This is a genomic window from Photobacterium damselae (assembly GCF_003026815.1).
In the GTDB taxonomy this organism is placed as follows: Bacteria; Pseudomonadota; Gammaproteobacteria; order Enterobacterales; family Vibrionaceae; genus Photobacterium; species Photobacterium damselae.
The window spans coordinates 43,322-69,582 of record NZ_PYOG01000002.1; the positions used below are offsets into that span (position 1 = coordinate 43,322).

At 38.5% G+C, this 26,261-nt stretch carries 22 protein-coding genes and 1 pseudogene; 15 read left to right on the forward strand and 8 right to left on the reverse strand.

What is annotated here, in order from left to right; translation table 11 throughout:
* Window positions 1-240: 240 nt before the first annotated feature.
* Both CTN07_RS03120 and CTN07_RS03125 read right to left on the reverse strand, forming a co-directional pair.
* Window positions 241-1,884 carry a mechanosensitive ion channel family protein gene (locus CTN07_RS03120; protein WP_005298688.1) on the reverse strand — a complete coding sequence of 548 codons (1,644 nt, stop codon included), beginning with the start codon at window positions 1,882-1,884 and terminating at the stop codon, window positions 241-243.
* 166 nt (window positions 1,885-2,050) lie between these two features.
* Window positions 2,051-2,437, reverse strand: a complete 387-nt coding sequence (locus tag CTN07_RS03125; protein WP_036763574.1) for a hypothetical protein — start codon at window positions 2,435-2,437, stop codon at window positions 2,051-2,053.
* A 336-nt stretch (window positions 2,438-2,773) separates the two neighbouring features.
* On the opposite strand from CTN07_RS03125, the gene CTN07_RS03130 reads away from it, so the two are divergent.
* On the forward strand, window positions 2,774-4,423 hold the full coding sequence (locus CTN07_RS03130; RefSeq protein WP_157132358.1) for a GGDEF domain-containing protein: 1,650 nt from the start codon (window positions 2,774-2,776) through the stop codon (window positions 4,421-4,423).
* Window positions 4,424-4,562: 139 nt separating this feature from the next.
* On the opposite strand, the gene pstB is transcribed toward CTN07_RS03130, so the two are convergent.
* The 4 genes from pstB to CTN07_RS03150 all read right to left on the reverse strand — a co-directional run bounded on the left by pstB (window position 4,563) and on the right by CTN07_RS03150 (window position 8,030).
* Window positions 4,563-5,312 carry a phosphate ABC transporter ATP-binding protein PstB gene (gene pstB / locus CTN07_RS03135; protein ID WP_036763579.1) on the reverse strand — a complete coding sequence of 250 codons (750 nt, stop codon included), beginning with the start codon at window positions 5,310-5,312 and terminating at the stop codon, window positions 4,563-4,565.
* Window positions 5,313-5,334: 22 nt separating this feature from the next.
* A complete protein-coding gene (pstA, locus tag CTN07_RS03140) occupies window positions 5,335-6,201 on the reverse strand; it encodes a phosphate ABC transporter permease PstA (RefSeq protein WP_005298694.1) in 867 nt (288 codons plus the stop codon).
* Window positions 6,202-6,206: 5 nt separating this feature from the next.
* Window positions 6,207-7,121 (reverse strand): phosphate ABC transporter permease subunit PstC, encoded by a 915-nt coding sequence (gene pstC / locus CTN07_RS03145; protein WP_005298696.1) that lies wholly within the window; start codon window positions 7,119-7,121, stop codon window positions 6,207-6,209.
* Between the two features lie 87 nt (window positions 7,122-7,208).
* Window positions 7,209-8,030, reverse strand: coding sequence for a phosphate ABC transporter substrate-binding protein (locus CTN07_RS03150; RefSeq protein ID WP_036764926.1), 822 nt, complete (start codon window positions 8,028-8,030; stop codon window positions 7,209-7,211).
* 394 nt (window positions 8,031-8,424) lie between these two features.
* Between CTN07_RS03150 and CTN07_RS03155 the strand changes: the two genes are divergently transcribed.
* The 5 genes from CTN07_RS03155 (at window position 8,425) to CTN07_RS03175 (ending at window position 13,547) form a co-directional block, all read left to right on the forward strand.
* A complete protein-coding gene (locus CTN07_RS03155; RefSeq protein ID WP_036763582.1) occupies window positions 8,425-10,053 on the forward strand; it encodes a methyl-accepting chemotaxis protein in 1,629 nt (542 codons plus the stop codon).
* A 105-nt stretch (window positions 10,054-10,158) separates the two neighbouring features.
* Window positions 10,159-11,079 carry a LysR family transcriptional regulator gene (locus tag CTN07_RS03160; protein WP_005298702.1) on the forward strand — a complete coding sequence of 307 codons (921 nt, stop codon included), beginning with the start codon at window positions 10,159-10,161 and terminating at the stop codon, window positions 11,077-11,079.
* Window positions 11,080-11,468: 389 nt separating this feature from the next.
* A complete protein-coding gene (locus tag CTN07_RS03165; protein ID WP_005298704.1) occupies window positions 11,469-12,692 on the forward strand; it encodes a NupC/NupG family nucleoside CNT transporter in 1,224 nt (407 codons plus the stop codon).
* A gap of 163 nt (window positions 12,693-12,855) precedes the next feature.
* Complete coding sequence (locus CTN07_RS03170; protein WP_036763585.1) at window positions 12,856-13,131, forward strand: hypothetical protein; 276 nt, start codon at window positions 12,856-12,858, stop codon at window positions 13,129-13,131.
* Window positions 13,132-13,151: 20 nt separating this feature from the next.
* Window positions 13,152-13,547, forward strand: a complete 396-nt coding sequence (locus tag CTN07_RS03175; RefSeq protein WP_036763586.1) for a DUF805 domain-containing protein — start codon at window positions 13,152-13,154, stop codon at window positions 13,545-13,547.
* An 85-nt stretch (window positions 13,548-13,632) separates the two neighbouring features.
* Here the strand turns inward: CTN07_RS03175 and CTN07_RS03180 are convergent, their stop codons facing one another.
* Window positions 13,633-15,285 carry an FAD-dependent oxidoreductase gene (locus CTN07_RS03180; protein WP_005298708.1) on the reverse strand — a complete coding sequence of 551 codons (1,653 nt, stop codon included), beginning with the start codon at window positions 15,283-15,285 and terminating at the stop codon, window positions 13,633-13,635.
* A gap of 220 nt (window positions 15,286-15,505) precedes the next feature.
* Here CTN07_RS03180 and CTN07_RS03185 point away from each other — a divergent pair.
* The 5 genes and pseudogenes from CTN07_RS03185 to CTN07_RS03205 form a co-directional block, all read left to right on the forward strand.
* A pseudogene (locus tag CTN07_RS03185) lies at window positions 15,506-15,919 on the forward strand (YeeE/YedE family protein); the annotation flags it as partial.
* 16 nt (window positions 15,920-15,935) lie between these two features.
* Entirely contained in the window at window positions 15,936-16,370 is a 435-nt protein-coding gene (locus CTN07_RS03190; RefSeq protein ID WP_050787749.1) for a YeeE/YedE family protein, read from the forward strand.
* Between the two features lie 80 nt (window positions 16,371-16,450).
* Window positions 16,451-16,687 carry a hypothetical protein gene (locus CTN07_RS03195; protein WP_036763591.1) on the forward strand — a complete coding sequence of 79 codons (237 nt, stop codon included), beginning with the start codon at window positions 16,451-16,453 and terminating at the stop codon, window positions 16,685-16,687.
* Window positions 16,688-17,188: 501 nt separating this feature from the next.
* Window positions 17,189-18,367: an amino acid permease gene (locus tag CTN07_RS03200; protein ID WP_005298709.1), complete on the forward strand. Its 1,179-nt coding sequence runs from the start codon at window positions 17,189-17,191 to the stop codon at window positions 18,365-18,367.
* 374 nt (window positions 18,368-18,741) lie between these two features.
* Entirely contained in the window at window positions 18,742-19,548 is an 807-nt protein-coding gene (locus tag CTN07_RS03205) for a DUF4922 domain-containing protein (protein ID WP_005298711.1), read from the forward strand.
* A 64-nt stretch (window positions 19,549-19,612) separates the two neighbouring features.
* Here the strand turns inward: CTN07_RS03205 and CTN07_RS03210 are convergent, their stop codons facing one another.
* Entirely contained in the window at window positions 19,613-20,140 is a 528-nt protein-coding gene (locus tag CTN07_RS03210) for a C40 family peptidase (protein ID WP_225314546.1), read from the reverse strand.
* A 162-nt stretch (window positions 20,141-20,302) separates the two neighbouring features.
* On the opposite strand from CTN07_RS03210, the gene CTN07_RS03215 reads away from it, so the two are divergent.
* From CTN07_RS03215 to pgl, 4 genes are all read left to right on the forward strand, one after another.
* Window positions 20,303-21,472 carry a sugar ABC transporter substrate-binding protein gene (locus CTN07_RS03215; protein ID WP_225314545.1) on the forward strand — a complete coding sequence of 390 codons (1,170 nt, stop codon included), beginning with the start codon at window positions 20,303-20,305 and terminating at the stop codon, window positions 21,470-21,472.
* The gene (locus CTN07_RS03220) at window positions 21,469-23,562 is read left to right on the forward strand and encodes a sensor domain-containing diguanylate cyclase (protein ID WP_106142961.1); all 2,094 of its coding nucleotides are present in this window, start codon (window positions 21,469-21,471) and stop codon (window positions 23,560-23,562) included. Before CTN07_RS03215 ends, CTN07_RS03220 begins: the two co-directional genes overlap by 4 nt.
* A 478-nt stretch (window positions 23,563-24,040) precedes the next feature.
* Complete coding sequence (gene zwf, locus CTN07_RS03225) at window positions 24,041-25,540, forward strand: glucose-6-phosphate dehydrogenase (protein ID WP_005298716.1); 1,500 nt, start codon at window positions 24,041-24,043, stop codon at window positions 25,538-25,540.
* Between the two features lie 2 nt (window positions 25,541-25,542).
* Window positions 25,543-26,259 carry a 6-phosphogluconolactonase gene (pgl, locus tag CTN07_RS03230; RefSeq protein WP_036763594.1) on the forward strand — a complete coding sequence of 239 codons (717 nt, stop codon included), beginning with the start codon at window positions 25,543-25,545 and terminating at the stop codon, window positions 26,257-26,259.
* Window positions 26,260-26,261 lie beyond the last annotated feature (2 nt).

Below are 26,261 nucleotides of genomic sequence, written 5' to 3' on the forward strand. Positions count from 1 at the left end.
ACTATTATACTCAAGTCATTTGAGTACCTAAAAGAATACTCGCAAATTAGGTTACTATTGTTAGCATAGTGTCGATAAATGTAATCTGAATCATCATTAATATAAAGAGCTTCGGAATATTCAGATACAATTTGTGATGTGAAGATCTAAAAAACAGACTTGCTGGTGGTTTTTTATGCGGCTAAATAAACAAAAAGGTAGACGTTTAAGCCTACCTTTTTATTGTTATGCTAATGTAGATTAAGCTTGTTTGCTGACCACATTGGTTTCATCTTTTTTCTCAACCATGTGTAAATGCACATCTTGTTGAGGGAATGGGATAGAGATACCTTCACGGTCAAAGCGCATTTTCACTTCACGGGTAATATCCCAATAAACATCCCAATAATCTTCTGTCTTCACCCAAGGGCGAACAATAAAGTCGACAGAAGAACTATTTAAAGTATGTAATTTAATGGTTGGTTCTGGAGAACGTAATACACTTTCGTGAGACTCAACAATTTCATGTAATACTTTTTCTGTTAATTCAATATCATCGCTGTAGCTAATGCCAAAAATCATATCGACACGGCGAACACGTTCATGGGTAACGTTTTTGATGATATCGCCCCAAATCTTACTGTTTGGCACAATAATGATTTGGTTATCAAAGGTTTTGATGGTGGTATTAACTAAGCTCATATGGCTTACTTTACCTGATACGCTACCAGCTTCTACAAAATCACCCACATCAAACGGACGATAGATAAGCAGCATCATACCTGAAGCAAAGTTAGATAGAGTATCCTGTAAGGCAAAACCGATGATCACACCCGCCACACCGAAACCGGTTAGGATAGGAGTTAAGTCAAGACCGATTTGTGATAATGCAATCAATAAGCCGATACAGAACACACCTTTACCTGACATTGAGATAAAGAATTCTTGCATTAGCTGTGACATCTTTAAGTTTGGTGATGTCACTGCGCGTTTAACCATTTTACGAGTTAAATTTTTCAGTACACGAGCTAAGAAAATGATTAAAACAAAAATCAGAATCTTAAACAGCATTTGAGGGGCATTGGCAAAGACCCAACTGCCAAGCTCATGAGTCCAAGATGAAACAATCGACCAAATAACTTTGGTGTTTAGGAGATCGTTAGTTACGTTACCTGTTGTTTCAAATAGCTGCTGTTTATATTCAGAAGTATCAATACCCATCTTATCGGCAACACCAGCAAGATAAGTGAGACTCTGAGTATCACTTGCCACTTTACGTTGAGCAAGGATATGCATAATTTGTACAGATGCTTTTTCGCTTTCTGCCGCTGATTTTAGCTGTTTACCCAACAGTTCTTCTTGCTGGCTGTTAAAATTAAGCGCGGCAGACATAAACTCAAGTTGATGCTCAACCTCAGACATCAAGCGTTGTTCTGATTTAGGTTGAGGCAAACCCAGAGTCTTCATCCACTGGTAGTTTTGCCATTGTTCTCCCAGTAGGCGAACTGAAAAACGACGAGCTTCATCTAGATTTTTTTGAGCCAGTAATTTTTCTTCATTACTCGCTTTATCTAGTTTCTTCTCATCATCTTTAATTTTTTTATTAAGATAGGTTGTTGCTGTTCCAATAAATTGGATTTGTTGACGAACTTGTCCAACAATCTTGTCTTTATCTTCTTCGGTATGATTTGCAACAAGCCCGCTTAATACATCACGCATTTGCTCATTTTTATTGAGCAGTTGTAAGCGAACCACATCCTGAGATGTTCCTGTCATGGTTACAGACTCTTTTTGGAGTTCTGTAATCTCTGTATTTAATTGATTTAACTTATCTAATTCTGGGTCACTGTTTTGTGCAAAGGTCAACGTTGACACAAACAGCATTAATAAAACCAGTGCGCGCATGCGTAAAATCACTCCTGAAGTCGGGTCTGGTTCGGTTCGTGGATATAGCCTTATCCATCACTGAATAAAGTGGCTGGATTATAGCTAAATTTCTACAAGATGCGGCAGTTTTTATGAATGTTTTTTGTCTTAAATAATGCTATTTGGGTATTGCTTTCAGTGTTATTTACGCTACTAAGTCTTGACGGCATAAAAAGCGATGTTGGTGGAAAATCCAGCACCAATCTGGAAGCCAATTTTCGTGGGTTAATATTATCGTCTTAGACTTATTTTGCTGGGCCAGTATTTCACAGAGGAAGGCATAGTGATTTGGATTACAAATAAGTACATCACAAGCTGAAGCTGCCAGGATGTTCACATCGTGTGGCTGTCCCTCTTTTTGATGAATAGCGATTAATGGCGTTTTATTAAAAATAGGAGACTGGACAATTAAGTTTTCATCAATTGGATGGCTGGTTAGGCAACCAATCAAACGGCTTCTACATGGGAGATAAGCAATAAAATTTAACCAGGCGATAAACTCTTGTTTTAGATCTTTATTGAATGCTTTCATGCTCGTACATTTACATTAGTGATGGCTTATCACAAGCGTATATTGCCTTTAGTTATGTAATGTCATGAGTTGGTCAGAAATTTCTATGGTTTTAGTAAAGTATTTAATATGAAATTGATGACAAACTGAATAAAATTCTCAATTGGCAATTGCTTGCTTGTTTTATACTTACGAGGGATTGGTTTTGGTCGTAATGTAAAGTTTAGTCAATAATAATTGTTTTGCATATGCTTAGAGATAGAATTATCATTCTCATAGATACTAGGGTTAATAATAAATAAAGCAATAATGACATCTAAATTTATAAAAGTGATCATTTGTATAATGATCATAAGTGTGACTACATATGTAATTAAAATTAACATGGATGTAAAAAAATCACCTATTTCTCTTATTGATGTTGTTAATAATAAAGATGAACAATCCGTATTAGACTTTAAGTTAAAGTGCGTCACTGATGAATGTGAAGTAATTAACTCATTTTTATCCTTACCTGTATCAAGTTATCCTTATGAATATCAAGAGATTGCAGAGAGTATTCGTCCTATATTACATACTCCTCAGGGCGCTAAGATTGGAGTTACTATCTTAACTCAGGTTAAAGATGCTTTGAGTGATAATAAACCTGCCCAACTTTATTTATTACGAAAGATCAGTACCCTAAGGTTTTTATCACAAGACCTATACGGAATGATCCAACCTTCTATTGAATATTTAGCTTTAGCTAAAGAAGAAGGAGACCCTTATTTAATTGCAGTAGGAACAGTTAATTTAGCAAGCATTATTAGCTATTTTGAGGGTTACTCAACGTCGAATCGGTTATTACAAAATTTATTATCGTCTCACATGGGACATAGTGATAAATGGCAGAGATTAAAAATAAGAAGTCTTTTAATTCTAGCTGAAAATAAAATAGCGAATGGCGAATATTATAAAGCATCATTAACGTTAAATGACGTAATAAAAAATAAACCTAAAATGCCTTATAATGAATGGGATGATTATTTGATTTATATATTGGCTTTAAAATCAGAAATAGCCATAAATCTTGGTTTAAAGGATGAGTCGTATAAATTAATTAAGCAAGCTAAAGGTTTACTTGAAAATGATAGTCATAATTTCTTAGTAGATAAAGATATCGCGGTAAAAAGTGTTGAGCTTCAATGGTTATTAAAAAATGATAATCATATAGAACAGCATATTGATTTACCAGAGTTATTAAATCGTTATACAGCCGCGACTAATACTCGCTATGTTAAGATGCTCTATAAAGGATTATTAAAATATTATTATAGTAAAGAAAATTATGACGATTATTATAAGTTACGTCAGACGTATGAAGCTGAAATGGAGAAGCGTGCAGGGATAAGCTATAAGTTGTTATTCTCTAATGCAACATCAAATATTAACAACAAATCATTGAAAAATAACAATGATTTGTATATTAAGCGTTTTGAATGGCTAACTTATGTCTTGCTTGGTTTGGTTTTATTATTAACATTTGTTTTGTTTAAAGTAGTACATCTTCAGCGTGAAAACGTACTAGATGGTTTAACATTAATTGGCAATCGGAAAAAGTATAATAATACGCTAAAAGAGATAGGGAATAGACCTTATTATTTAGCACTGTTTGATATTGATGACTTTAAACAGATTAATGACCATTATGGTCACGATTTTGGTGATCTTGTTTTACAGGAAATATCTCAAAAAATAGATTTTATTTTACCAAAAGTAGCTCAAATATTCAGAATCGGTGGTGAAGAATTTGCTATTGTAATTCGTCATCATGATCCTCTATTTGTTAAACGTGAGATGGATAGAGTTCGCCAATTTATACAAAATATCAAATGGCCTGATGAGAGTTTACAAGTGACGGTAAGCATGGGTGTAGAACTGTCTGTAAATGGTAGCGATATCTATAAGTTAGTCGATGAAAAGTTGTATTTGGCTAAGAAACTAGGCAAGAATAGGGTGGAAATGTAGCCTTTATTTATTGTTCAGCGACTTCGAAATGTAGAATTAGAGTGTTGATATGAATTAGATGTCTTATATGTCTAGATAAAAAAAGCCCCTCACTAGGAAGGGGCAACTATACCATCGCTTTTATTATAAGAAATTCATATTAACCAAAATCACCATTCACATAGCCACGAGTACGATCATCTTGTGGTTGATTAAAGATCACTTGCGTCTCATCATGTTCAACCAGTTCACCCATAAGAAAGAAAGCTGTTCTATCTGAGATACGACGAGCTTGTTGCATTGAGTGGGTTACGATAACGATGGTGAACTCTTTCTTTAGAGATTCCATCAAATCTTCAATTTTCTTTGTTGCAATAGGGTCGAGTGCAGATGTGGGTTCATCCATCAAAATCACTTCGGGTTTCATTGCAATGGTACGAGCGATACATAAACGTTGTTGCTGACCGCCTGATAAACCAAAGGCATGAGATTTAAGACGATCTTTAACTTCATCCCAAAGTGCGGCTCCACGTAGAGATTGCTCAACGATTTCATCTAACACTTTCTTATCTTTAATGCCTTGAGCGCGAAGACCGTAAGCTACGTTCTCGTAAATACTCATTGGAAATGGGTTAGGCTTTTGGAATACCATGCCCACTTTGATTCGCAACTGAGCAACATCAATATTGCCGTAGATATCTTGATCTTCCATCGTCAAGCTACCATTGATTTTGACCCCTTCAATTAAATCATTCATCCGGTTTAGACAGCGTAGTAAGGTTGATTTACCACAGCCTGAGGGGCCGATAAGCGCTGTAACCTGACGATTAGGAATAGGCAAATTGATATTTTTTAAGGCGTGGTTTTGACCATAAAAAAGATTCAGATTTTCAATATTAAATTTGTTCATTATTCGGTTTCCTAAAATCAGGTTAATACGTTGCAGTATTGAAGCGACGAGCAATCAGTTTGGTGATCAAATTAATGATTAAGACCACAACAATAAGAATGGTGGCTGTCGCATAAGCCTGATTCCATTCATGAACCGTATACAGTTCTTGAGTTAATTTATATAAGTGAACGGTTAAGGTACGGCCCGAATCGAAAGCACTTTCTGGAATACGAGCAACCATACCAGCGGTTAGAAATACTGGAGCTGATTCGCCAATAACACGTCCAACACTTAAAATAATTGAGGTAACAATACCAGGCATTGCACTAGGCAAAATAAGACGCCAGATAGTGTAGATTTTTGAAGCTCCTAATCCGTATGAGCCTTCTCGATACGTCTGAGGTACTGCCATCAATGCTTCTTCGGTAGTACGAATAATCACAGGTAGAATTAAAATACTCAGTGTTAGTGCGCCTGCTAGAATTGAGTATCCAAAACCCAATACTACAACGAAGAATGTCATACCAAACAGGCCGTAAATGATAGATGGAATACCGGCAAGTGACTCAGTACAAAAACGAATTACTTTGACTAAACGGCTTCCCACTTTTGCATATTCGGTAAGATAAATAGCGGTCATAATGCCAAGTGGAGCTGCAACGGCAATGGACGCAATAACCATATATATTGTGGATACGATCATTGGCCAGATCCCAGACTCTTCACCCAGCGTGGTGTAGTCACTGGTGATAAAAGACCAGTTCACATGGGATAAACCATTACTTAAGATGTACCAAACAACCCAAAGTAAAAAACCAACGGTAATAGAGGCTGATAACCAGATAACACCTTGTGCAATAATATCTTTGATTCGTTGATTTTTTTGATTAGCGAAGACTAAAGACATAATAATTACCTCGCACCTTTAGCGTTTAAATACAGTAAGCTGGCATTTAGAATCATAATGAAGACCAGAAGAACAATACCTGTCGCGTAAAGGGCGCTCGCATGAATACCTGTAGCGTAAGACATTTCAATAGCAATATTGGCGGTTAAAGTTCGTGCTGAATCTAAAACACCACGAGGCATGGCTGGTGAGTTACCCATTACCATGATGATGGCCATGGTTTCACCAAGTGCACGTGCAATACCTAAAATAACTCCCGTCATAATTCCTGAACGAGCGGCAGGGATAAGTAAACGGAAAATGGTAAACATATGAGAAGCCCCAAGAGCTAATGAGCCTTCTTTATAGGTACGAGGAACTGCGCGAATAGATGTTTCTGATACTGCAATTACCGTTGGCAAAATCATAATAGCGAGAACAATGATACCGGCCAAAATACTATTGCCAGCAGGAACATTAAACAGATCCTGAATCATTGGTACGATAATCACTAAACCAAAGAAACCGTAAACAACGGAAGGAATACCCGCTAACAGTTCAATCATTGGGCGGACAATATTAGCAACTGGCTTTGGTGCAACCTCAGCGATAAATACTGCAGTAAGTAGGGCAATAGGCACCCCAATTAAAACAGCACCAAACGTCGATGCTAATGAGGCAACAATCATTGGCGCAATGCCATACAGGGCAGGTGGAAGCCAATCTTGGCCAAATACAATGCCTGTTACACCTGAGTGGGCGAAAGCTGCAAAGCCTTCACGAAAAATAAAATAGCCGATTGTAACTAATGATAAAATGCCGATGGCAGCACTAAGTAAGAATAAATTCTTAAAAAATAATTCACGCCAATCGACACTCTTTTTGGGTTTCAGTACCGTCATAGTGGTGGCCGTGTTTTCAATATTATTTGCGATGGTCATACATAAACTCCATACACTAAACAATAGCTGCTTAGTGAGGGATGTGCTTAACCATTTTTAATTATCGTTAAGCACATAAATTTTTTATTAGTTAACTGAGATAAAGCCTTTGTCTGCAACGATTTTTTGTGCGTCTGCAGATGTCATCCATGATAAAAATTCCAGTGCTTGAGAAGATGGGCGGCCATCTTTGTAAACCACGATAAATGGACGCTGAACACTGTAATCGCCTGATTTAATGGCTGCGACTGATGGCTGGTGTCCGTCAATTGATAGGGGCTTAACCGTGTTATCCACCGAACCCAGAGAGATATAGCCGATAGCAAAAGGGTTGTTGGCAACGGTTGTTTTTAGCTGGCCGTTACCGCTAGCAACTTGAGCTCGTTGAGAGATAGCAGAAACTTTAATACCGTTTATTTTCTTTTTTAGACTCATGATGTCTTCAAATGCACCTCGTGTACCTGATGCGGTATCGCGAGTTGCTACTACGATTGGTTGATCGTTACCACCCACTTGTTTCCAGTTGGTGATATCACCTTTATAGATTTCAGATACTTGTTCTTTCGTTAAATTAGTCACGGGGTTTTCCGGGTTAACCACCACTGCGATACCATCACGAGCAATAACGACTTCTTTAATTGATGGGCCTTCTTCTTCTGTTTTTAAGCTACGAGATGACATACCAAAGTCTGCTGAGCCATCGTGAGCGACTCGAATACCTGCAGAAGAACCAGGACCTTGTACTTCTACGGTTACGTTATTTGCTTTGGAATATGTCTCACCAAAAACTTCCATGAGTGGTGACACAGAGCTTGAACCGACAACAGAGATCGTTTCGTTAGCTGCTGCAGAAGTGGATACCGCCATTGCACCAGCTAGAGCGATTGCACCGATAAGCTTTGTTTTCATCATTTCCTAATCCTTTATGTTTGGCTTTATTGCCGATAGGGGGTATTGAATGAACAAGGCAAAGATTAGGAGAGAAATATGACAATCATGTTTCAGAAGTTTGAAACCTATATGACGATTACACCTCTATTATTATTTGAATAGGAATGAGGGAGTAAAAAACATGCTATTTGATCGGAAGGTCATCGCAAGGCTAATGATATAAGGTACCGCCTATTAAAAGAGATTTATTTTTGACTTTGGTGTGATGTTATTTTGACGATCTTGATTTTATGGTATTGAAATTTAATGGTTTATAGACAATTTTGATGGGTGAAGGTATATTCCGGCATATTATTAGACCTTATATCCAATATTTATTGCACGGATGCGATTAGAGCTTTGCGGGGCGTTAATGCAACTATCACTCAAAAACTTATCAATTCGTTACCAAATTTTGTTGCCGGTTTTATTACTTGCAACGGTACTTTTTGTGTCACTCTTTATTACAAAGACAAATCTACAAGATGAACAACAAGTTATTTCATCTAATACTAATTCATTAGTTAGTTATAAAGACACCATCGCGAAGATTGATGATCAGGTGTACCCATTACGAATTAGTGCGGTATATGCGATTTATGATCCTTCTCGCCGTAATTCATTCCGTGATGAATTAAATGCTGCAGCAAAGGAGATTGCACAAGATCTTCGTGTAATCGAAAATGTGCCAGAGTTCCGCAGTGATGTTCAAAAGGTGAATACAGCGATTCGCGGTTATATTGATTTTTCAAATCGTGCAGTTTCAATTTTAGACCGTCGAGATCGTCATGAAGTGACAGAGCAAGAGTTTGCTCAATTCTTGAGTCAATATCGTGAGATTGGTAACAGCATGGTACATGATATCAATAGCCTTTCTCACCATGTAAACGAATTTGCGACCAAGCAACTGGCAGACAGTAACGCTAAAAATCAGTCGTTAATGAATACAGCAACAATTGCTATTCTTGTGGTATTTATTGCATCAATTGCGGTTGCATGGTGGCTGTCTGGTTTAATTGTGAATCCAATTACCAAGTTGCAAGAGGTGATGCGAGATGTTGCACAAGGTAACTTAGCTGTACGTGCCCATGATGATGGCGATAATGAGATCGCTCAATTGAGTTCTGATGTTAATCGTACCGTGGAACAGCTGTACTCAACTGTCGATTCAATGATTCGTATCAGTGAAGATGTAGCGTCTGCAGCAACGGAGCTGGCAGCAGTGATGAGTCAGTCTGAGGCTAATGCTCAGTTAGAACAAAATGAAATCGATCAAGTAGCTTCTGCTGTCAATGAGCTATCTAGTACAGCTGATAACGTGAGTGATAATGCAACTACAGCAGATTCAACCGCGAAGCAAACTGATGAGCTAGCAAAAGCGGGACTGGATATTTTTGAAGAAAGCAATACTGCTAGTCAGCAAATGTCGAACACATTAAATGAAGCGGCAGGGGTAGTAACACAGCTTAAAGAGCAGTCTGAGCAGATCAGTAAAGTGATTGAAGTGATTCGTGGCATTTCAGAGCAAACGAACTTACTTGCACTTAACGCTGCGATTGAAGCTGCACGCGCTGGTGAATCTGGTCGTGGTTTTGCTGTTGTAGCTGACGAAGTACGTATGCTAGCGGCTCGTACTCAAGATTCAACCCAAGAGATCCAATCTATTATTGAAGAGCTACAAACGCAATCAGGTCATGCAAATGACAGCATGCAAGCTAGCCTTGAAATGTTAGTGCGTAACCAAGTGTTAGCGCAACAGGCTAATGATGCTTTAGTCGGTATTACTGAGTCGGTTATCCATATCAGTGATATTAATACTCAGGTTGCAACCGCTGCTGAACAGCAATCTCAAGTAACACAAGATATTAATCGTAACGTGAATAATATGTCTGAGATTGTTAATCAGAATGTGACTGGAATTAGCCAAAGCGCTAGTGCAAGTCATGAGTTGTCTAAATTGGCTGAGCAACAAAAGCAGCAATTATCCTTCTTTAAGTTATAATGCTGATAATTGATTAGGTTGGTATCACAGTATACCGAAACTAAACGTTAGAATTTGAAAGACCTATCGATGATTTGATAGGTCTTTTTTTGTTTGAGAGGTTTCATGCTTAAAAAAGCTCAGCAAATGGTGGTGTTTAATGCTCTAACTAAGCAGCAGAGCTTTACTAAGGCCGCTCAGTTGCTCGATATATCTCGTACTCAAGTGAGTAAACAGATTCAGTTACTTGAAGAGAGGCTAGGGGTGCAATTGGTGCAGCGTACAACTCGCTCGTTTGCTTTAACCGAAGCTGGGAAAGCATTTGCCGCCCATTGCGCTAATATCGTTGCTGAGATTAATGAAGCTGAAAGTGAATTGTTATCAGATTGCGATACTTTACAAGGAACCCTCAAAGTAGGAGTTGCCCAATCCTTTGCCAGTAATCATTTAGCACCTTATATTGCTGAATTTCATGCTCAATATCCGCAACTTAAATTGGAAATGAGCCTATTTGATCACCGGGTTGATATTATTGCAGAGCAGCTTGATTTGTGGATTGGGATGATGGATTCACCACCAGAAGGCTTTGTTGCAAGGCATTTAGTCGATTGTCACTTTGTTCTTGCCGCGAGTCCTGAATATTTAGCGCTTCATGGTGTGCCGTATCACCCTAGAGATCTGAAAGAGCATAACTGCATTACGTATTTTAGTCGGGAACGAAAAGATAATGTCTGGAGCTTTAAAAAAGATGATGAGGCACTACAGATCAAAGTATCGGGTAACTATCGTGTGGACTCTGCTGATGCTATTCGTGATGCAACGTTAACAGGGAATGGGATAGGTTATCTCGCTACCTATTTACTGAAAGATGAACTTCGGCAAGGTAAGCTGATTCGATTATTACCTGATTGGGACTTGAATCAGTACATGCCCTTATACGCGGTATATCCCCGACATAAGTTTTTACCCATAAAAGTCCAAGCCTTTATCGATTTTGTTCGTCAGCACATCGGTAATCCACCATATTGGGATCAAGGTATTCTTTAGTACGAGGCTGACTTAAGAAGAGTAGAGTTGAGAATGAAAAAGAACCACAGCGGATTGATTGTATCCACTGTGGTTTTTTTGTCTAAATCAGACAAGGTCAGTCTTGATAAAACCTAATCTAATTTATGCTTAAGAAAACAGCATCCGTTTGCGCAAACGGTTGTTTAAACGTTTAACTATCGTTTTAATTGTCATATATAGCAACAATAGTATTCCTTATTAGAAATAATCTGGCTTTTTTCGTTTGCTTTGTACGATATGTGCTCAAAAGCCTCGCTAAATGTTAATTACATGTTGTGTTACATAACAATTTGATGCTTGTCACATTTTTTTTAGGTCGCTACAATCCTGCCGCAATCGTTTACCACACACAACAATGGAGAATGACCATGCATTATTTGGTCAGCATCTTAGGCATTATCACTATTTTTGCGGTAGGTTATTTCTTTTCAGAAAACCGCCGTGCTGTTAATTGGCGTACTGTTTTAGGCGCTTTTACTATTCAAGTTATTTTTGCTGGTTTTATTTTGTACGTCCCAATTGGTCGCGACGTGCTTAATGCAGTATCAGGTGTTGTTTCTGGCATCATTGATTATGGCAAAGTAGGTAGTGAATTCCTTTTTGGCGAATTGGCGAAGTTTAAACTTGGCTTTGTGTTCGCAGTTAACGTTTTGCCTACGATTGTTTTCTTCTCTGCGTTGATTTCAGTTCTTTATTACCTAGGTGTAATGGGTTGGATCATTCGTGGTATTGGTGGTTTACTACAAAAAATTCTAGGTACAACTCGTACAGAATCTATGTCAGCAACTGCAAATATTTTTGTTGGTTCTGTTGAAGCGCCATTAGTTGTTCGTCCATTCTTAGCAAAAATGACGCATTCAGAGCTATTTGCTGTGATGGTAGGTGGTTTAGCATCGGTTGCTGGTGGCACTATGGTGGGCTACGCTGGTCTTGGTGTACAACTTAAATATCTTATTGCTGCAAGCTTTATGTCGGCACCTGCTGGCCTGATGATGGCTAAGTTGATTGTTCCTCAAACTGATACCGTTATGACGATGGATGAGGAAGATGATGGCGAAGAAGATGCACCAGTAAACTTAGTTGATGCTGCTTCACGTGGTGCGCTAAGTGGTCTACAGATTGCGATGGCGGTAGGTGCGAGCTTATTAGCTGTGATCAGTTTGGTTGCTCTTATCAATGGTGGTCTTGGTCATTTAGGTAATCTAATTGGTATTCATGATTTTAGTCTACAGATGATCTTTGGTTACCTATTTGCTCCTGTTGCATGGTTAATTGGTGTGCCATGGTCTGAAGCAACAACAGCTGCGAGTTTAATCGGTACAAAAATTGCCGTGAATGAATTTGTTGCTTTCGCCGAGCTTATGAAGCCTGAAACAATCGCTAAGCTAAGCGAACATTCTCAAGCTATTGTTACCTTCGCTCTATGTGGTTTTGCTAACCTAACATCTATTGCTATGTTAATGGGTGGTTTAGGCGGTATCGTTCCTCAGCGTCGTCCTGATATTGCACGCTTAGGTATGAAAGCTATCTTTGCGGCAACATTGGCAAACCTAATGAGTGCAACACTGGCTGGTATCTTCCTTCCTATGTAATACCTAAGTTTTTAGGTTCTACAATGTGATAGCGATTATAAACAGAGTGCCCTAATAAAGGCGCTCTGTTTTTGTATCTGCTATTCTTGGGTCAACAGACTGAAAGTGCTAGGATTAAGACTATTTCAGCCACAAAATATGACCATGGTGCAGGCCCAACCGTATGAAATCACCAATAGACAAGTTATTAGATAAACATCATGATCTGATTCATAGCGATAATGTCGCGGTGATATCTCATACTCAGCGAGAAGATGGTGATTGGATTTTGCATACTTTGATGATTGAAAACTGCAGTGCGCCATTTCAATTTCGTCGTAAGAAAAAATATCGCAGTTTAACTGGCGGTAGAGTCAATATGACCTACTATGCAGATAGTATTAAAGTGGCGGGCTTTGACATGGAAATCATGAAAGTGGTACGAATTAAACGTTCATAAAGGATAAATAGGAAACGAATATGCAGTGGTATTTAAAGGTTTTACGTAATTATTTTGGTTTCAAAGGACGCGCTCGTCGTAAAGAGTACTGGTACTTTTTTCTGTTTAACACCATTATTGCGATTGTGCTCAGTATTGCTGATTTGGTTTTCAAAACAGAAGTGACAGCTCAAGGTACAGGTATGATCAGTTCTATTTACTCTCTGCTTATTTTGATTCCAAGTATTGCTGTTGGTGTACGCCGTTTACACGATTTAGATAAAAGTGGCTGGTGGATGCTTATTGGTATCATCCCGTTAATTGGTGCAATCGTATTGATTTACTTCTTTGTTCAAGATGGACAAGCTGGCTCAAATCGCTTTGGACCTGATCCAAAAAATAACGATAACAATAAAGACGGTATTTTGTCGGTTTAAATACTATTTGAACCAATAAAAAACGCTGGAGGTTTACTCTCTCCAGCGTTTTTTTAATGATTCTATTTTATGCTTACGAGAAGTGTTACATTTGAGCAAACTTCCAAGTTCGATAACCACCCATTAAGTTACGCGCTTTATATCCATTGTTGACCAATTGTCGATAGGCCACATTTCCACGTAATCCTACAGCACAATAAATAATGATCTCTTTCTCTTTAGGTAACTCATTCATACGATGACGTAATTGATCAAGAGGGATATTTATCGCACCTTTAATAAAGCCCATATTTTTGAGCTCTCCAGGGTTACGAACATCAAGCAGTATCTGATTATCGGTTAGTTGCTCAAGTTCATTATAGTGAATTGGAGTTGCATCGCCCTTTATTATATTACTAGCTACAAAAGCGGCTTGGTTTATAACATCTTTGGCACTGCCATACGGAGGGGCATAGGTCAGTTCTACATGTTGTAACTGTTCTACTGTCATACCAGCACGTTGAGCAACGGCAAGGATATCTATACGCTTATCAATTCCATCTTTACCAACAGCTTGAGCACCTAAAATTTTACCCGACGTGGTTTCAAACAGCAGTTTTAATGATACGGTTTCAGCTCCTGGATAGTAGCTTGCATGGCTAGCGGTATGAACATACACCTTTTGGTAAGCCATACCTTGTTGTTGTAACTGTTTTTCGTTTTTACCTGTTGAAGCAACAGCCAACTCAAATACTTTACAGATCGCTGTACCTTGAGTGCCTTGATAATGTTCCCTACGACCAAGCATATTATCCGCCGCCATTCGACCTTGACGGTTGGCAGGACCAGCTAAAGGTACTAAACATTGTTTTCCTGTGACAAAGTCTTTTTCTTCAACCGCATCGCCCACAGCAAAGATACTCGGATCACTGGTTTGCAAAGTTTCATCGACCCATATTCCGCCCAATTCCCCAATTTTCAGACCCGCTTGTTTAGCTAATTCAATATCAGGACGAACTCCAATTGCCATAATGACAATGCCCGTTTCTAAATCTTCGCCATTACTTAAAGATAAGGTAAGAGATTGGGTTTTCTCATGATATTGAATCGCACTTAATGCCGTATTTAAGCGTAAATCTATCCCTTTATCTCTAATCTCTTGGTGCACAAACCCTGCCATTTCAGGATCGACTGGGGTCATTACTTGGGGTGCCATTTCAAGAAGCGTTGTGGCTATGCCTCGTTGGTGAAATGCTTCTACCATTTCTAGACCAATAAACCCACCACCAACAACAGTGGCATGAGTCGGTTTATGATTATCTAGAGTCGCGAGGATACGATCCATGTCTGGAATATTACGCAAAGAGTGAGTCAGAGGGTTATCAATACCTTCAATAGGAGGAATGATCGGAGATGCGCCTGGGCTTAACAGTAAAAAGTCGTAGCTTTCTTGGTAACTGGTACCATCAATAAGATTTTTTACGGTAACGCATTTGGCTTGGCGATCAATTGTCGTTACTTCGTTCATTACCCGCACATCGACATTAAATCGGGCCAAGAAACTCTCTGGTGTTTGCAAAAGTAAATTTTGACGTTGTGGGATATCACCGCCAATATGATAAGGCAACCCACAGTTAGCAAAAGAGATATACTGGCCTCGTTCAAAAATAATGATTTCAGCATCTTCACTTAAACGTCTTGCTCTTGCCGCGGCTGAAGCGCCTCCTGCAACACCACCAATGATCACAATTTTAGTCATATCCACCTCATATCTGATTTGTTTTATACCCGAGTAACCTTGCACCTTGAGATTATTTGGGCATCAAGAGTCAATTATCATCGATTTACGACGATGTGACTTTGAACTGCTAGAGTGTTTTGTATGCAGTATACTCGTAAAGTGTATTTTAGCAAAAGCTAATTTAGTGTTGCCTTATTTTTTGTTTCTTAGTAATGTCTAATATAAAGTTGGCTGGGAGAGTAAGACAATGTTGATACCTTGGGATGCGTTAATGGGTGGAATTCTGCTTGGCGTTTCAGCGTTATTATTATTACTACTTAACGGCAAAATTGCAGGAATTAGCGGTATTTTGGCTGGTATTTTAAAGCCGCAACAAAAAGACACATTCTGGCGTGGGTTATTTATTGTAGGTATGGCCGTAAGCGGTTATCTCTTTTCCAATCTAGGCTTCTCACTCCCTGAATCTTACCCAATGTCTCAGTGGTGGGTTGTGATTATTGCTGGCTTTCTCGTTGGACTTGGTACTAATACAGGTAATGGTTGCACCAGTGGGCACGGTATTTGTGGAATAGGGCGGTTATCGGTTCGTTCGATAGTGGCGACAATAATTTTTATGGCTACCGCTGTGATTACCGTTTATCTAACACACTAGAAAGTAGGAAAATAAAATGACGAATCAATTAAAGAGTATCTTAGGTTATCTCGTTGCTTTAAGTTCAGGGTTACTTTTTGGTGCAGGTATGATGATTTCCCAGATGGTTGATCCTGCTAAAGTGATAGGTTTTTTAAATATTACAGGTGATTGGGACCCTAGCTTAGCTTTTGTGATGGGAGGGGCTCTGCTGGTTTTTGCTCCCGGTTATTATTTTCTGGTTAAACCCCGTCAGAAACCAGTTTTGGCAGAAAAATTTTCGCTATCACAGTTAAAGTCCATTGATCGACCTCTAGTGATTGGCGCTACGCTTTTTGGTATTGGTTGGGGATTATCTGGTGTGTGTCCAGGCCCGGCATTAACCTCGATCTCTAGCCTAAATCCAACGTTATTGTTGTTTGTGATAGCAATGATTTGTGGGATTGTTGTGAGTCAGAGAATTAAAAAGTGATGATTAACTATTGCATCGTGATGAGTATTTGATAAAAAGGAATACTCATCACCGAACTGCTTTAAGGAATGGATGCATAGATGACTATTGCGGAAAAATTATTAAGCCCAGCTATTGAAAGTCAGGCAAAAACTCATGGAGCCGTGAATGCATTAGAAGAAGTGTATGCCAAAGCGCGATATGCCCGATTTAAAAAAGTAAAGTGGGGCAGCCAGTACTTTGATGGGATTCAGTTTGGTGATGGTAGTTTGATTGCAGTTAAACCGACTGCTTTTAATAGATTAACACTCGTCTCCTTGGAGAAAGAGCCGAGTTAATAATGGAAGGCGCGAGATGTAATGAATAAGTGTTAAATAGGTGTTTAATATTTATTTATCATTACATAGATCAAAGATTCCAAAAATGATAATTGAGTTTTTATCTTAAGCTGTTAATTTTCATAAAGACCAAAATGTTCTGACCGGAACATAACGTTAGCAATATGGGGATGTTGCTAGCAACCCATAGTGGGTATATCGTTTTAGGAGTACGATTTTATGAACTGTCACTGTTCAGCAACCATAATCGATGCCATAGTTGCATCACCGGGTAGGGTTCTATCCGCTATTTCATCTCACTCTCAGCAAGTCAAGTCTCGTCCTGCCTTTTTTACCTCTTCTCGATTTATTCGTTTCTATCCTAACGCATATAAGTTTTTTCTTTATTTTTAATAACTTATTTTCAAAAAAAGAAAAAATTCACTCATATTAATTTAATTTTAGCGTTTTTTTACTCAGTAGAGATCTGTCCTTCTATTGAGCAAATTTAAGGGTAACTCCATGAATCTTAAACTTTTAGGTAGTTCGTTAATTATTGCTGGAACGGCATTAGGTGCTGGAATGCTGGCTATTCCGATGGTTTTAGCACAGTTTGGTTTAGCATGGGGATCAGTATTGATGCTCATTATCTGGTTAGGCACCACGTATGCTGCTTTATTATTATTAGAAGCAAGCATTAAAGCCGGTGGCGGACTTGGTATGAATACCATTGCGCGAAAAACATTAGGCAAAGGTGGTCAAATCATCACAAATGGCCTTTTATACGCGTTATTAGTTTGCTTGTTAATGGCTTATATTATTGGCTCTGGCGACCTTGTTAAAAAGTTAGCTGCGAGTGTAAATATCGAGCTCACTATGGTGCAAAGCCAAGTTGCATTTACAGTCATTGCTGGTTTGATTGTTGCTGCGGGTACAGCTGTTATTGATAAGTTGAATCGAGTACTGTTTGCTATCATGGTGGTCATGTTAGCGCTAACACTCTTCTCTTTGGTACCAAGTATCACCTTTGAACATTTAGTGGATGCAACCAGCAGTGATAAAGTTGCCTTAATTAAAACCAGTTCAGTGCTGTTCACCAGCTTTGGTTTTATGGTGGTGATCCCTTCTTTGGTGACTTATAACAGTGATGCATCTCATAAACAGCTACGTAATATGGTTATTGTTGGCTCTGCTATACCGCTGGTTTGTTACTTACTCTGGTTGTACGCAGTAGTTGGTAATCTCTCGGCAGAACAATTAGTTAAATTTGCTAATGTTTCTGAGTTGATTGCAGCTTTAAGTCCAAAATTCTCAGGTATTAACGCAATTCTATCCACTTTCACAGGTTTGGCTTTGTTAACTTCTTTCTTAGGAGTTGCTATGGCGCTATTTGACCAAAACCGAGATGCTTTGAAACAAAATCGTGCTGTTACGTATGTTGTGACATTTATCTTGCCTTTAATTGGTGCTCTTTTTGCTGCTAACCATTTCCTTGCTGTTCTTGGATATGCAGGACTTATCCTAGTATTTCTTGCGATTTTTGTTCCGATGGCAATGACGATAAAATTACGCAAAGTTGAAGCGTTAGAGCAGGACAATCATAAAGAACTTGCGATGTGTTATACCGCAGGTGGTGGGCAAATTGCGATGATGTTAAGTTTAGTATTTGGCTGCTTTTTGATTGGCGCCCAAATTATCTAACCTAGAATAAAATGATTAGGGGCTATAGAGTGACCGCTCTAATGGCCCCTTTTTTGTAGCATCTCAATGACCAAAAAGGATACTACAAGAGAAAGTTGACCTTTGGAGTACGAACAGGGATCGCAGTTAACTTCCTCTTACTTGAGTTGGATAATACAAATTTTACTAGAAAACAGCCATATAGTGGGTTGATTTCAATCTTGCCAAATCGACATCTATTGTAAACTTAACTTTACAATAGATCGGAGTGATAGGTGACTGCTTGAATGTTTAGATAAATATGCAATCTAAATTTTATGAACTGGCTATAGGTAATTTAGGCCAGCATGGGATGATGAAATCTTTCGTGATTAGTTAAATAAGGTTTGAGATAAATGTTTTGGGAACAGGCTGAGCAAGTGATTGAGCAGGCTAAAGCAAATGGGAGCTTGTATCCTATAGCAACAGAAGCCGTGGCAATTGAACAAAATGGCATTACCTATTTAGGTCATATTGTTGCTAAAAATAGCGCTCAGCGAAAATTCACACCTAAGCCAACAGCCGATTTCAACCCTTTCTTTCCTTATGAACAAGATATGTTTGTTGCTGAGGCTGGTGAAGAGCATGTTTGCTTATTAAATAAATTTCCAGTGATCACACCTCATCTACTGATCTGTTCAAAGCAATTTATTTCGCAAGAATCACCGTTAGAATTAGAAGACTTTGCCGCTTGGTTAAGAGGTTTTGAATCTGACAATGTATTGGGTTTCTATAATGGCGGCCCTGTAGCTGGCGCAAGTCAAGCTCATAGACACATGCAGTTAGTTCAGTCAGAAGTGCCATTAGAGGCGTTGATTTTATCCGAAAGATTACCTTTTGAGCACCGTCTATATCGTTATCATCGCCCAAGTAGCGAAAAGCTTTATATCTCTTATTTAGCTGCAATGCGTGAAATGAAGCTGTTTGGATCGGAAGAAAATAATAATAAATGTAAGCCTTACAATATCTTATTAACTCGTCATTGGATGCTAGTCATTCCGCGAAGTCGTAATTGTATTGAAGATATTTTTGCGAATGGGATGAACTATAGTGGGCGTTTTTTAGTTAAAAATGCTGAGCAACTCGAGTGGTTGAAAACTCATGGTTTATTAAATTTATTGCAAGCGTGTGCGATTGCGAAAGACTTAGGGGACGAGTGTTAGATTCTATTAATGAATGATATAGCCCCAATAGATATCATCATCATATCGATTGGGGCCAAATAGATTACATACGTACCACGGTTAGGTAACGTTTTGGATATCCACTTTTATAGTAATTCGTTTCGGTTACGCCAAAATGCTTACGAGATGATGAGCTATGGACAAATTTTAGTTTTCCTTTCCCAACTTCAGTAATAATTCCCGCATGACCTGGTTTACGAATCTTTGGATTGGTTCCTGTAAATACGATCAGATCACCCACTTGCGCTTTACTTAAGGGAACTTTCTTCGCATACAGTTCCGGGTAAGCGGCTGTAGTTCTTGGAATTTTAATACCAAAATGTTTATAGACATATTGGATATATCCAGAACAATCGAACCCTTTTGGTGTCGTACCTCCCCAAACATACTTAGTACCAATGTAACGACGTGCAAACTTCACCATATCTTGTTCTTTCTTTTGGTGTGCAGAGATCGTTGTATGCCCAGATTGAGCCGTTTTTGCTGTTGTCGCTTGAGTTGATGTGCAAGCTGTTGTTAAAAGCAATGCAATAATTGCTATGGGTAGTTTTGTATAAGAGATTTTTAACATTAGAAACTTTATTTAGTAATAAGTAGATGCGTAAACTGTTGTAATTAAGATGTAAGTAAAGAACAAAAGTTTCACTCATGATTGAACAGCATTCATTTATCTCTGATTTGCTTTACGGTATTATATCTAATTGCAGTTTATTTTAGGAGAGTATCTTTGGTTGTGTTTCGTTGCTTAATTTTGCTATTAATGCTGATTCCATGCATAGCAAATGCAAGAATTACGCTGTGGCACTCTCATCAATCAACTGCTTATATTGATGGTCTAGTTTCTCGTTTTGAAAAAGAAACGGGAATTCAAGTTTCTGTTGTTCAGTTTGATCCGCAAAAAATTAAAGCAGAACTGCTATTAGGTGCTCAATATGGTGGTTTACCCGATCTGATATTAGTTCCATCTGACTTTCTAGGTTTATATAAGCAGATGAAGTTATCTCCGGTGCCAAAAGGCTGGATTCATACTGATTTTGAACCCGCGGTTGGTGAAACGGCGAGAGTCAATGGTAAATATCGAGGCGTACCGATCATTCAAGGTAACCATTTATTACTCTATTATAATAAGAGTATGGTTAAAACACCGATCACATCTTGGTCAGAACTGCTCCAGCAGAAAAAAGATTTTGTATCTAAGCAAATTATGCCAATAGGCTGGAATTACAATGATATGTATTTCTTTATGCCATTTCTTCTCGCATCTGATGGCTGGCCAATAAAGAACGATAAAATCAGTTTGGACTCGTTAGGTATGGTGAATGCTCTTAAGTATTATCATTTATTAGCAGCAGACGGCATTATCGATGGTCATTGTGGTTATCATTGTGCCCAGCTTGGATTTATTCAGGGAAAGTCGGCCTATGCTATTAATGGTGATTGGGCATATGATGATATTAAAAAAGAAATGGGTGATAACGTGGGTTTGGCTATGTTACCAAGCCTTAATGGTCACAAAATGTATGGTTTAAAAAGTACTTTTGTCCTTGCTATGCCTGAATTTGATCAACGCTCAGTGCTTGTACAAAATCAATTGAAGCGCTTTATTGAGTTTGTACAAAGAAAAGCAAACCAGAAGTGGGTCTATGATAAGTACCATTTATTGCCTGTTTCAAATTCGCTATTTTTGCAACTAAAGAAGACCGCAATAGGCGATAATAAAATCATATTAGAGCAACTTTCTTTGGCTAAAGTAATGCCATCGAATGTATTGATGGCTATTGTTTGGCAAGCAATGGGAAAGGGTTTTTATCGATTTGCAGATGGTGAATCAGCAGAAAATACAGCTGACTATATGCAAAGGGTTGCTAGTGGGCAATTACAACGCTTAGAAAAACAACAATGAAGTTAAGATTAAGATATTCGTTAGGTCTGTTAATGCTGGTTATTGCTGTTGTTCCGGCGGCAATGATTGGTGGCTTGTTGTTGAAGCAGCAAATTGATGTAGAAAAAAATTATCAGACCGAGCAGCTAAAACGTCTCTCTAATACGATTGGCCAAGAGATAAATTATCGTTTTTATGTATTGTCAACTAGCCTCGATGTATTGTCTCGAGATCGATTGCTAGTTCAAGGTATTGATAACTTTTTTCTCTCAAGCCATGTATTTGCAACATTAGAATCCTTAGTTGATAACGCACCACTTGTAAAGTCGGCTTATCTTTTGGATAAAGATTGGGATGAAGTCGAAAACTATAATGGTATTAGTGGTATCGAGTCGCTTAAAAATATTCAAACGCACTTACTAAAACAGACGCGACTCTCTAAAAATTTAAAAGGGGATCAATGGATTTTCAATTATTACGATGAAAAGCTGATGCCTAATAAACTTAACCCATCTGAGCGTGGAATTGTCGTCGTTGTTCCTGTCTATCAATCAACCTTAACCGAGGGCCTTAAGAAAGATCCTTTAGGTTATTTGGTTGTTGTGATTCCAATGGAAAGTTTAGGCAAAATGATAAAGCCTTACCTTTCTAATGGGGAGTGGGTTGAGTTAAATCGAAATACCATAGATTCCATTTTATTTACTGCTGGCGAAAGTGAACATAATGCACCATCGATGTCACTACAGCGAAAAATAGAACTTAATAATGAGTATGTTGCAGAAGCTTTAAACTATGAATTGATTGTGTATATGGATCGTGAGTACAAAGGCGATCAATTCACTCAATCATTAAAGATATTCACTATTTTAAGCTTAATCGCAATCGCATTAGGGTTGTTTGGCGCTGGTATGACTTACCGTTGGGTCTCTCAACCATTAGCGGCTTTAATGCGTATTGTTCGAGAGTATTCCCGTGGCAACTACAGTGTTCCTAAACGAAATCTACGCTTTATGGAGTTCTACTCGGTTGATAACTTAATTCAAGAGATGTCTTCAACTATTCAGGCCCAAGTTAAAAATTTAGCAGTAACGAACCAAGCATTAACCAATGCGATGAAAGCGCAAGAAGTGGCGAATGTGCAGCTAAGCAATTTTAACGGTAAGCTAGAGAAAAAAGTTCAAGAAAAAACAGAGGCATTATCGACTTCGCTAAAACGAGAAGAGCGACGTCGTGAAATGATGCAGTCTCTTATTGCCTTTTTTAGTAAGGTGCAGACAGATGACTTTCGTGATGTCGTGATACAGCAATTAAAAGAGTTATATCCAGACGCAGAGTGGGCTTTAAAGTTTCAATATGATCATAAAGATTGGAGCTATGAGGATCTACCGCTTCACAAACTTGAACAATTGGAATTGTTGCAAACGGATCAAGATTATTTTAATTACCGAAGTAATCAGCTCTATCATGGTTTCAATTTACTCGATAGCGATAATAAAAGCTTAGGTCTTTTGATCATGCAGGCATCAGATTTACAAATTGATGACTTTGAAGTGATTTCAATTTTTGCTAATCAATTAGCATCGACTCTTGAAGGTAAAATTCTAAATCAAGAATTAAAGCGAATAGCGATTACGGATTCTTTAACTGAACTGGCTAACCGTAAAGCGTTTGACATTGATTTTGAAGCGTATACAAAACGGTTAAAGCGGTATCCTGAGCGTCATTTTGGTTTGTGCATTATCGATGTTAACGGTCTTAAACAGGCGAATGATCTCCATGGGCATAAGATGGGCGATGCACTGTTGATTTCGGTGGGCAATATATTGGTTTCTGCTTGTAGAAATACTGATAAAGTATACCGACTCGGTGGGGATGAATATGCAATCTTACTTGAAGAAGGTAGTGTTGCTGCTTGTGAGAGGTTAACTGAGCGACTTCGTTGTGAACGTAATAAGCATGTGATCACAACGGAAAATAACCAGATAATTAAAGTGAGTTTTGCTGTTGGCGATAGTTGCTCGGTTTCTACTTGCGTTAGTACGATGTTTCACGTCGCCGATGAAGCAATGTATCAAGATAAAATGGCCTGTTATGCAAAAAATAAAGATTAGAGCTTAATCTGTTAGATTATCTGTGCAATGTTGATATTTTTCGGTGAAATAAGAGAGTGAAATGGTTGGTTATCATTTCACTTTTTTTATATCTTTTTGTCAGAATAAGCCTCGAAGTCTGTGTGGGATTTGTACATTCTCTAGTTAATGTTGAATAAATTGTTGGTTAAATGTTCGATATAACAGGTCGGAGTTCAATTTATTCAATAACAGGTTTCTAATATAGTGAAATAAAATGCTACAAAAACACCACAAATCATGGGTTTTTGTGGTGTGAATAACGGTATAGACTATCAATTCGATAGGTATTATCAAATATAAGTTATAGTGAGAAATGCTATTATTCTCACCATATAAAACACTTAGCATTGTACTAAGTTGATGTTTTAAAGAACCTAAATAGCATTACACTGATTGTGATTATTACAATTGATGGCTATCCCAGATCTTAATGATCTGATGTAAGTGGGAACATTACATGGCTAAACCAGAAAACAACACAATCGTCATTTTTGGCGCATCAGGAGACTTAACTCATCGCAAGTTAATTCCTGCGTTTTATCACTTGTACGCAAATGGTCTTCTTCCTGAAGATTTCGCTATTCTTGGTGTTAGTCGTACAGCCTACAGTGATGACGAATTCCGTACCAAACTCAAGAAATCTCTAATCGAAAATGAAAAAACCGAACAAGCAACATTAGAGAAGTTCTGTCAGCACCTTTATTACCAGGCAGTAAATACGTCCGATAAAGAGAATTATTCACTGCTAAAGGATCGTCTGTCTGTATTAGAAGATGCTCATCATACTGGTGGTAATACGGTCTACTATCTAGCAACACCACCTAGCCTTTATGGTGTTATTCCTGAGTGTTTAGCCGCTCACGGACTAAATGACGAATCTAATGGCTGGAAGAATTTGATTGTAGAAAAACCATTTGGCTACGATCTTGCTTCAGCCAATGCGCTAGATGAACAAATTCACGCCTGTTTTAAAGAGCATCAAATTTACCGTATCGACCATTATCTAGGTAAAGAAACGGTTCAAAATCTACTGGTATTCCGTTTTGCCAATGGCATGTTCGAGCCGCTTTGGAATCGCAACTTTATCGATTTTGTTGAGATTACAGCCGCAGAATCGTTAGGGGTTGAAGATCGTGGCGGATACTACGATGGATCTGGTGCTGTTCGTGATATGTTCCAGAACCATTTGCTTCAAGTGCTAGCAATGGCCACGATGGAATCACCAGCAGCAATTAACGCAGACTCTATTCGTGACGAAGTGGTTAAAGTAATGCAAAGCTTTAAACCATTGAGTGACGCTGATCTGAATAACAATTTGGTGTTAGGACAATATACCGAGTCACAAGTACGTGGTAAGCATCTGCCAGGTTACCGTGATGAACATGGCGTAGCAGACGATTCTCGTACCGAAACCTATGTTGGTTTGAAGATGTTTATCGATAACTGGCGCTGGAATGGCGTTCCATTCTATGTTCGTACCGGTAAACGACTACCAACTCGTGTAACTGAAGTTGTGATTCATTTTAAGAAGACACCACATCCAGTCTTTGGCACAACCGCTCCTGAAAACAAGTTAATCATTCGAATTCAACCTGATGAAGGTATTCTAATGAGTTTTGGTTTGAAAAAGCCAGGTGCAGGTTTTGAAGCTAAAGAAGTATCGATGGATTTCCATTACCAAGATATGCAAGAGAGTAATATGTTAACGGCCTATGAGCGCCTATTACTTGATTGTATGAAAGGGGATGCAACGTTATTTGCCCGCACTGATGCCGTTCGTGCTTGTTGGCAGTTTGTTCAGCCAATTCTTGATTATAAAGAACATCCAGAACACTTATTTGGTTACGCGGCGGGTACATGGGGACCTAAAGAAGCTGATGAGCTACTGAGTAATGATGGTCGAGAGTGGCGCTTCCCATGTAAAAACCTAACTAATACTGATTACTGCGAGCTATGATCATGATGAACTATCGCGTATTTGAAACTCCCGATCAGGTAGTGAACTCACTGGCTGAAACGATGAGAGAAATGAGTCAACAAGGACGTCCTATTCATATTTCTCTATCTGGAGGCTCAACACCTAAGCTACTTTTTAAAACGTTAGCTCAAGCACCATTTGCAACCAGTATTAATTGGCAAAATCTGCATTTTTGGTGGGGTGATGAACGTTGTGTTGAACCGACAGATCCTGAAAGTAATTTCGGTGAAGCAAATGAGCTATTGTTTAAGCATGTTGCGTTACCGAGTGAGAATATTCATCGAATTTTAGGCGAAGCTGACCCAGAACAAGAAGTGGTTCGTTTTGCAAATGAAATGGATAAAGTAATTCCTCATAAGCACGGGTTACCTGCTTTTGATTGGATATTATTGGGAATGGGAGCCGATGGTCATACTGCATCGCTGTTTCCACACCAAACAGATTTTAATGATCAACATTTAGCTGTTATTGCAACGCATCCTGAATCAGGACAAAAGCGTATCTCAAAGACAGCACGTTTGCTGGAAAATGCCGATCGAATTACTTACCTTGTATTAGGTGAAGGTAAGGCTAAGATTCTAAAAGAAATTAGTGAGCATTCTGCGGATGAACTTCCGTATCCAGCAGCAAAAATTCAGACTCAATTTGGTCAAACAGAATGGTTTTTAGATTCAGCAGCCGCACAGCTGTTGGCGTAAGG

Bases quoted from the DNA above. Each gene is read 5' to 3' on its own strand.
- CTN07_RS03120 (WP_005298688.1), bottom strand. From the start codon at position 1,884: ATGCGCGCACTGGTTTTATTAATGCTGTTTGTGTCAACGTTGACCTTT.
- CTN07_RS03125 (WP_036763574.1), bottom strand. From the start codon at position 2,437: ATGAAAGCATTCAATAAAGATCTAAAACAAGAGTTTATCGCCTGGTTA.
- pstB (WP_036763579.1), bottom strand. From the start codon at position 5,312: ATGAACAAATTTAATATTGAAAATCTGAATCTTTTTTATGGTCAAAAC.
- pstA (WP_005298694.1), bottom strand. From the start codon at position 6,201: ATGTCTTTAGTCTTCGCTAATCAAAAAAATCAACGAATCAAAGATATT.
- pstC (WP_005298696.1), bottom strand. From the start codon at position 7,121: ATGACCATCGCAAATAATATTGAAAACACGGCCACCACTATGACGGTA.
- CTN07_RS03150 (WP_036764926.1), bottom strand. From the start codon at position 8,030: ATGAAAACAAAGCTTATCGGTGCAATCGCTCTAGCTGGTGCAATGGCG.
- CTN07_RS03155 (WP_036763582.1), top strand. From the start codon at position 8,425: ATGCAACTATCACTCAAAAACTTATCAATTCGTTACCAAATTTTGTTG.
- CTN07_RS03160 (WP_005298702.1), top strand. From the start codon at position 10,159: ATGCTTAAAAAAGCTCAGCAAATGGTGGTGTTTAATGCTCTAACTAAG.
- CTN07_RS03165 (WP_005298704.1), top strand. From the start codon at position 11,469: ATGCATTATTTGGTCAGCATCTTAGGCATTATCACTATTTTTGCGGTA.
- CTN07_RS03170 (WP_036763585.1), top strand. From the start codon at position 12,856: ATGAAATCACCAATAGACAAGTTATTAGATAAACATCATGATCTGATT.
- CTN07_RS03175 (WP_036763586.1), top strand. From the start codon at position 13,152: ATGCAGTGGTATTTAAAGGTTTTACGTAATTATTTTGGTTTCAAAGGA.
- CTN07_RS03180 (WP_005298708.1), bottom strand. From the start codon at position 15,285: ATGACTAAAATTGTGATCATTGGTGGTGTTGCAGGAGGCGCTTCAGCC.
- CTN07_RS03190 (WP_050787749.1), top strand. From the start codon at position 15,936: ATGACGAATCAATTAAAGAGTATCTTAGGTTATCTCGTTGCTTTAAGT.
- CTN07_RS03195 (WP_036763591.1), top strand. From the start codon at position 16,451: ATGACTATTGCGGAAAAATTATTAAGCCCAGCTATTGAAAGTCAGGCA.
- CTN07_RS03200 (WP_005298709.1), top strand. From the start codon at position 17,189: ATGAATCTTAAACTTTTAGGTAGTTCGTTAATTATTGCTGGAACGGCA.
- CTN07_RS03205 (WP_005298711.1), top strand. From the start codon at position 18,742: ATGTTTTGGGAACAGGCTGAGCAAGTGATTGAGCAGGCTAAAGCAAAT.
- CTN07_RS03210 (WP_225314546.1), bottom strand. From the start codon at position 20,140: ATGTTAAAAATCTCTTATACAAAACTACCCATAGCAATTATTGCATTG.
- CTN07_RS03220 (WP_106142961.1), top strand. From the start codon at position 21,469: ATGAAGTTAAGATTAAGATATTCGTTAGGTCTGTTAATGCTGGTTATT.
- zwf (WP_005298716.1), top strand. From the start codon at position 24,041: ATGGCTAAACCAGAAAACAACACAATCGTCATTTTTGGCGCATCAGGA.
- pgl (WP_036763594.1), top strand. From the start codon at position 25,543: ATGATGAACTATCGCGTATTTGAAACTCCCGATCAGGTAGTGAACTCA.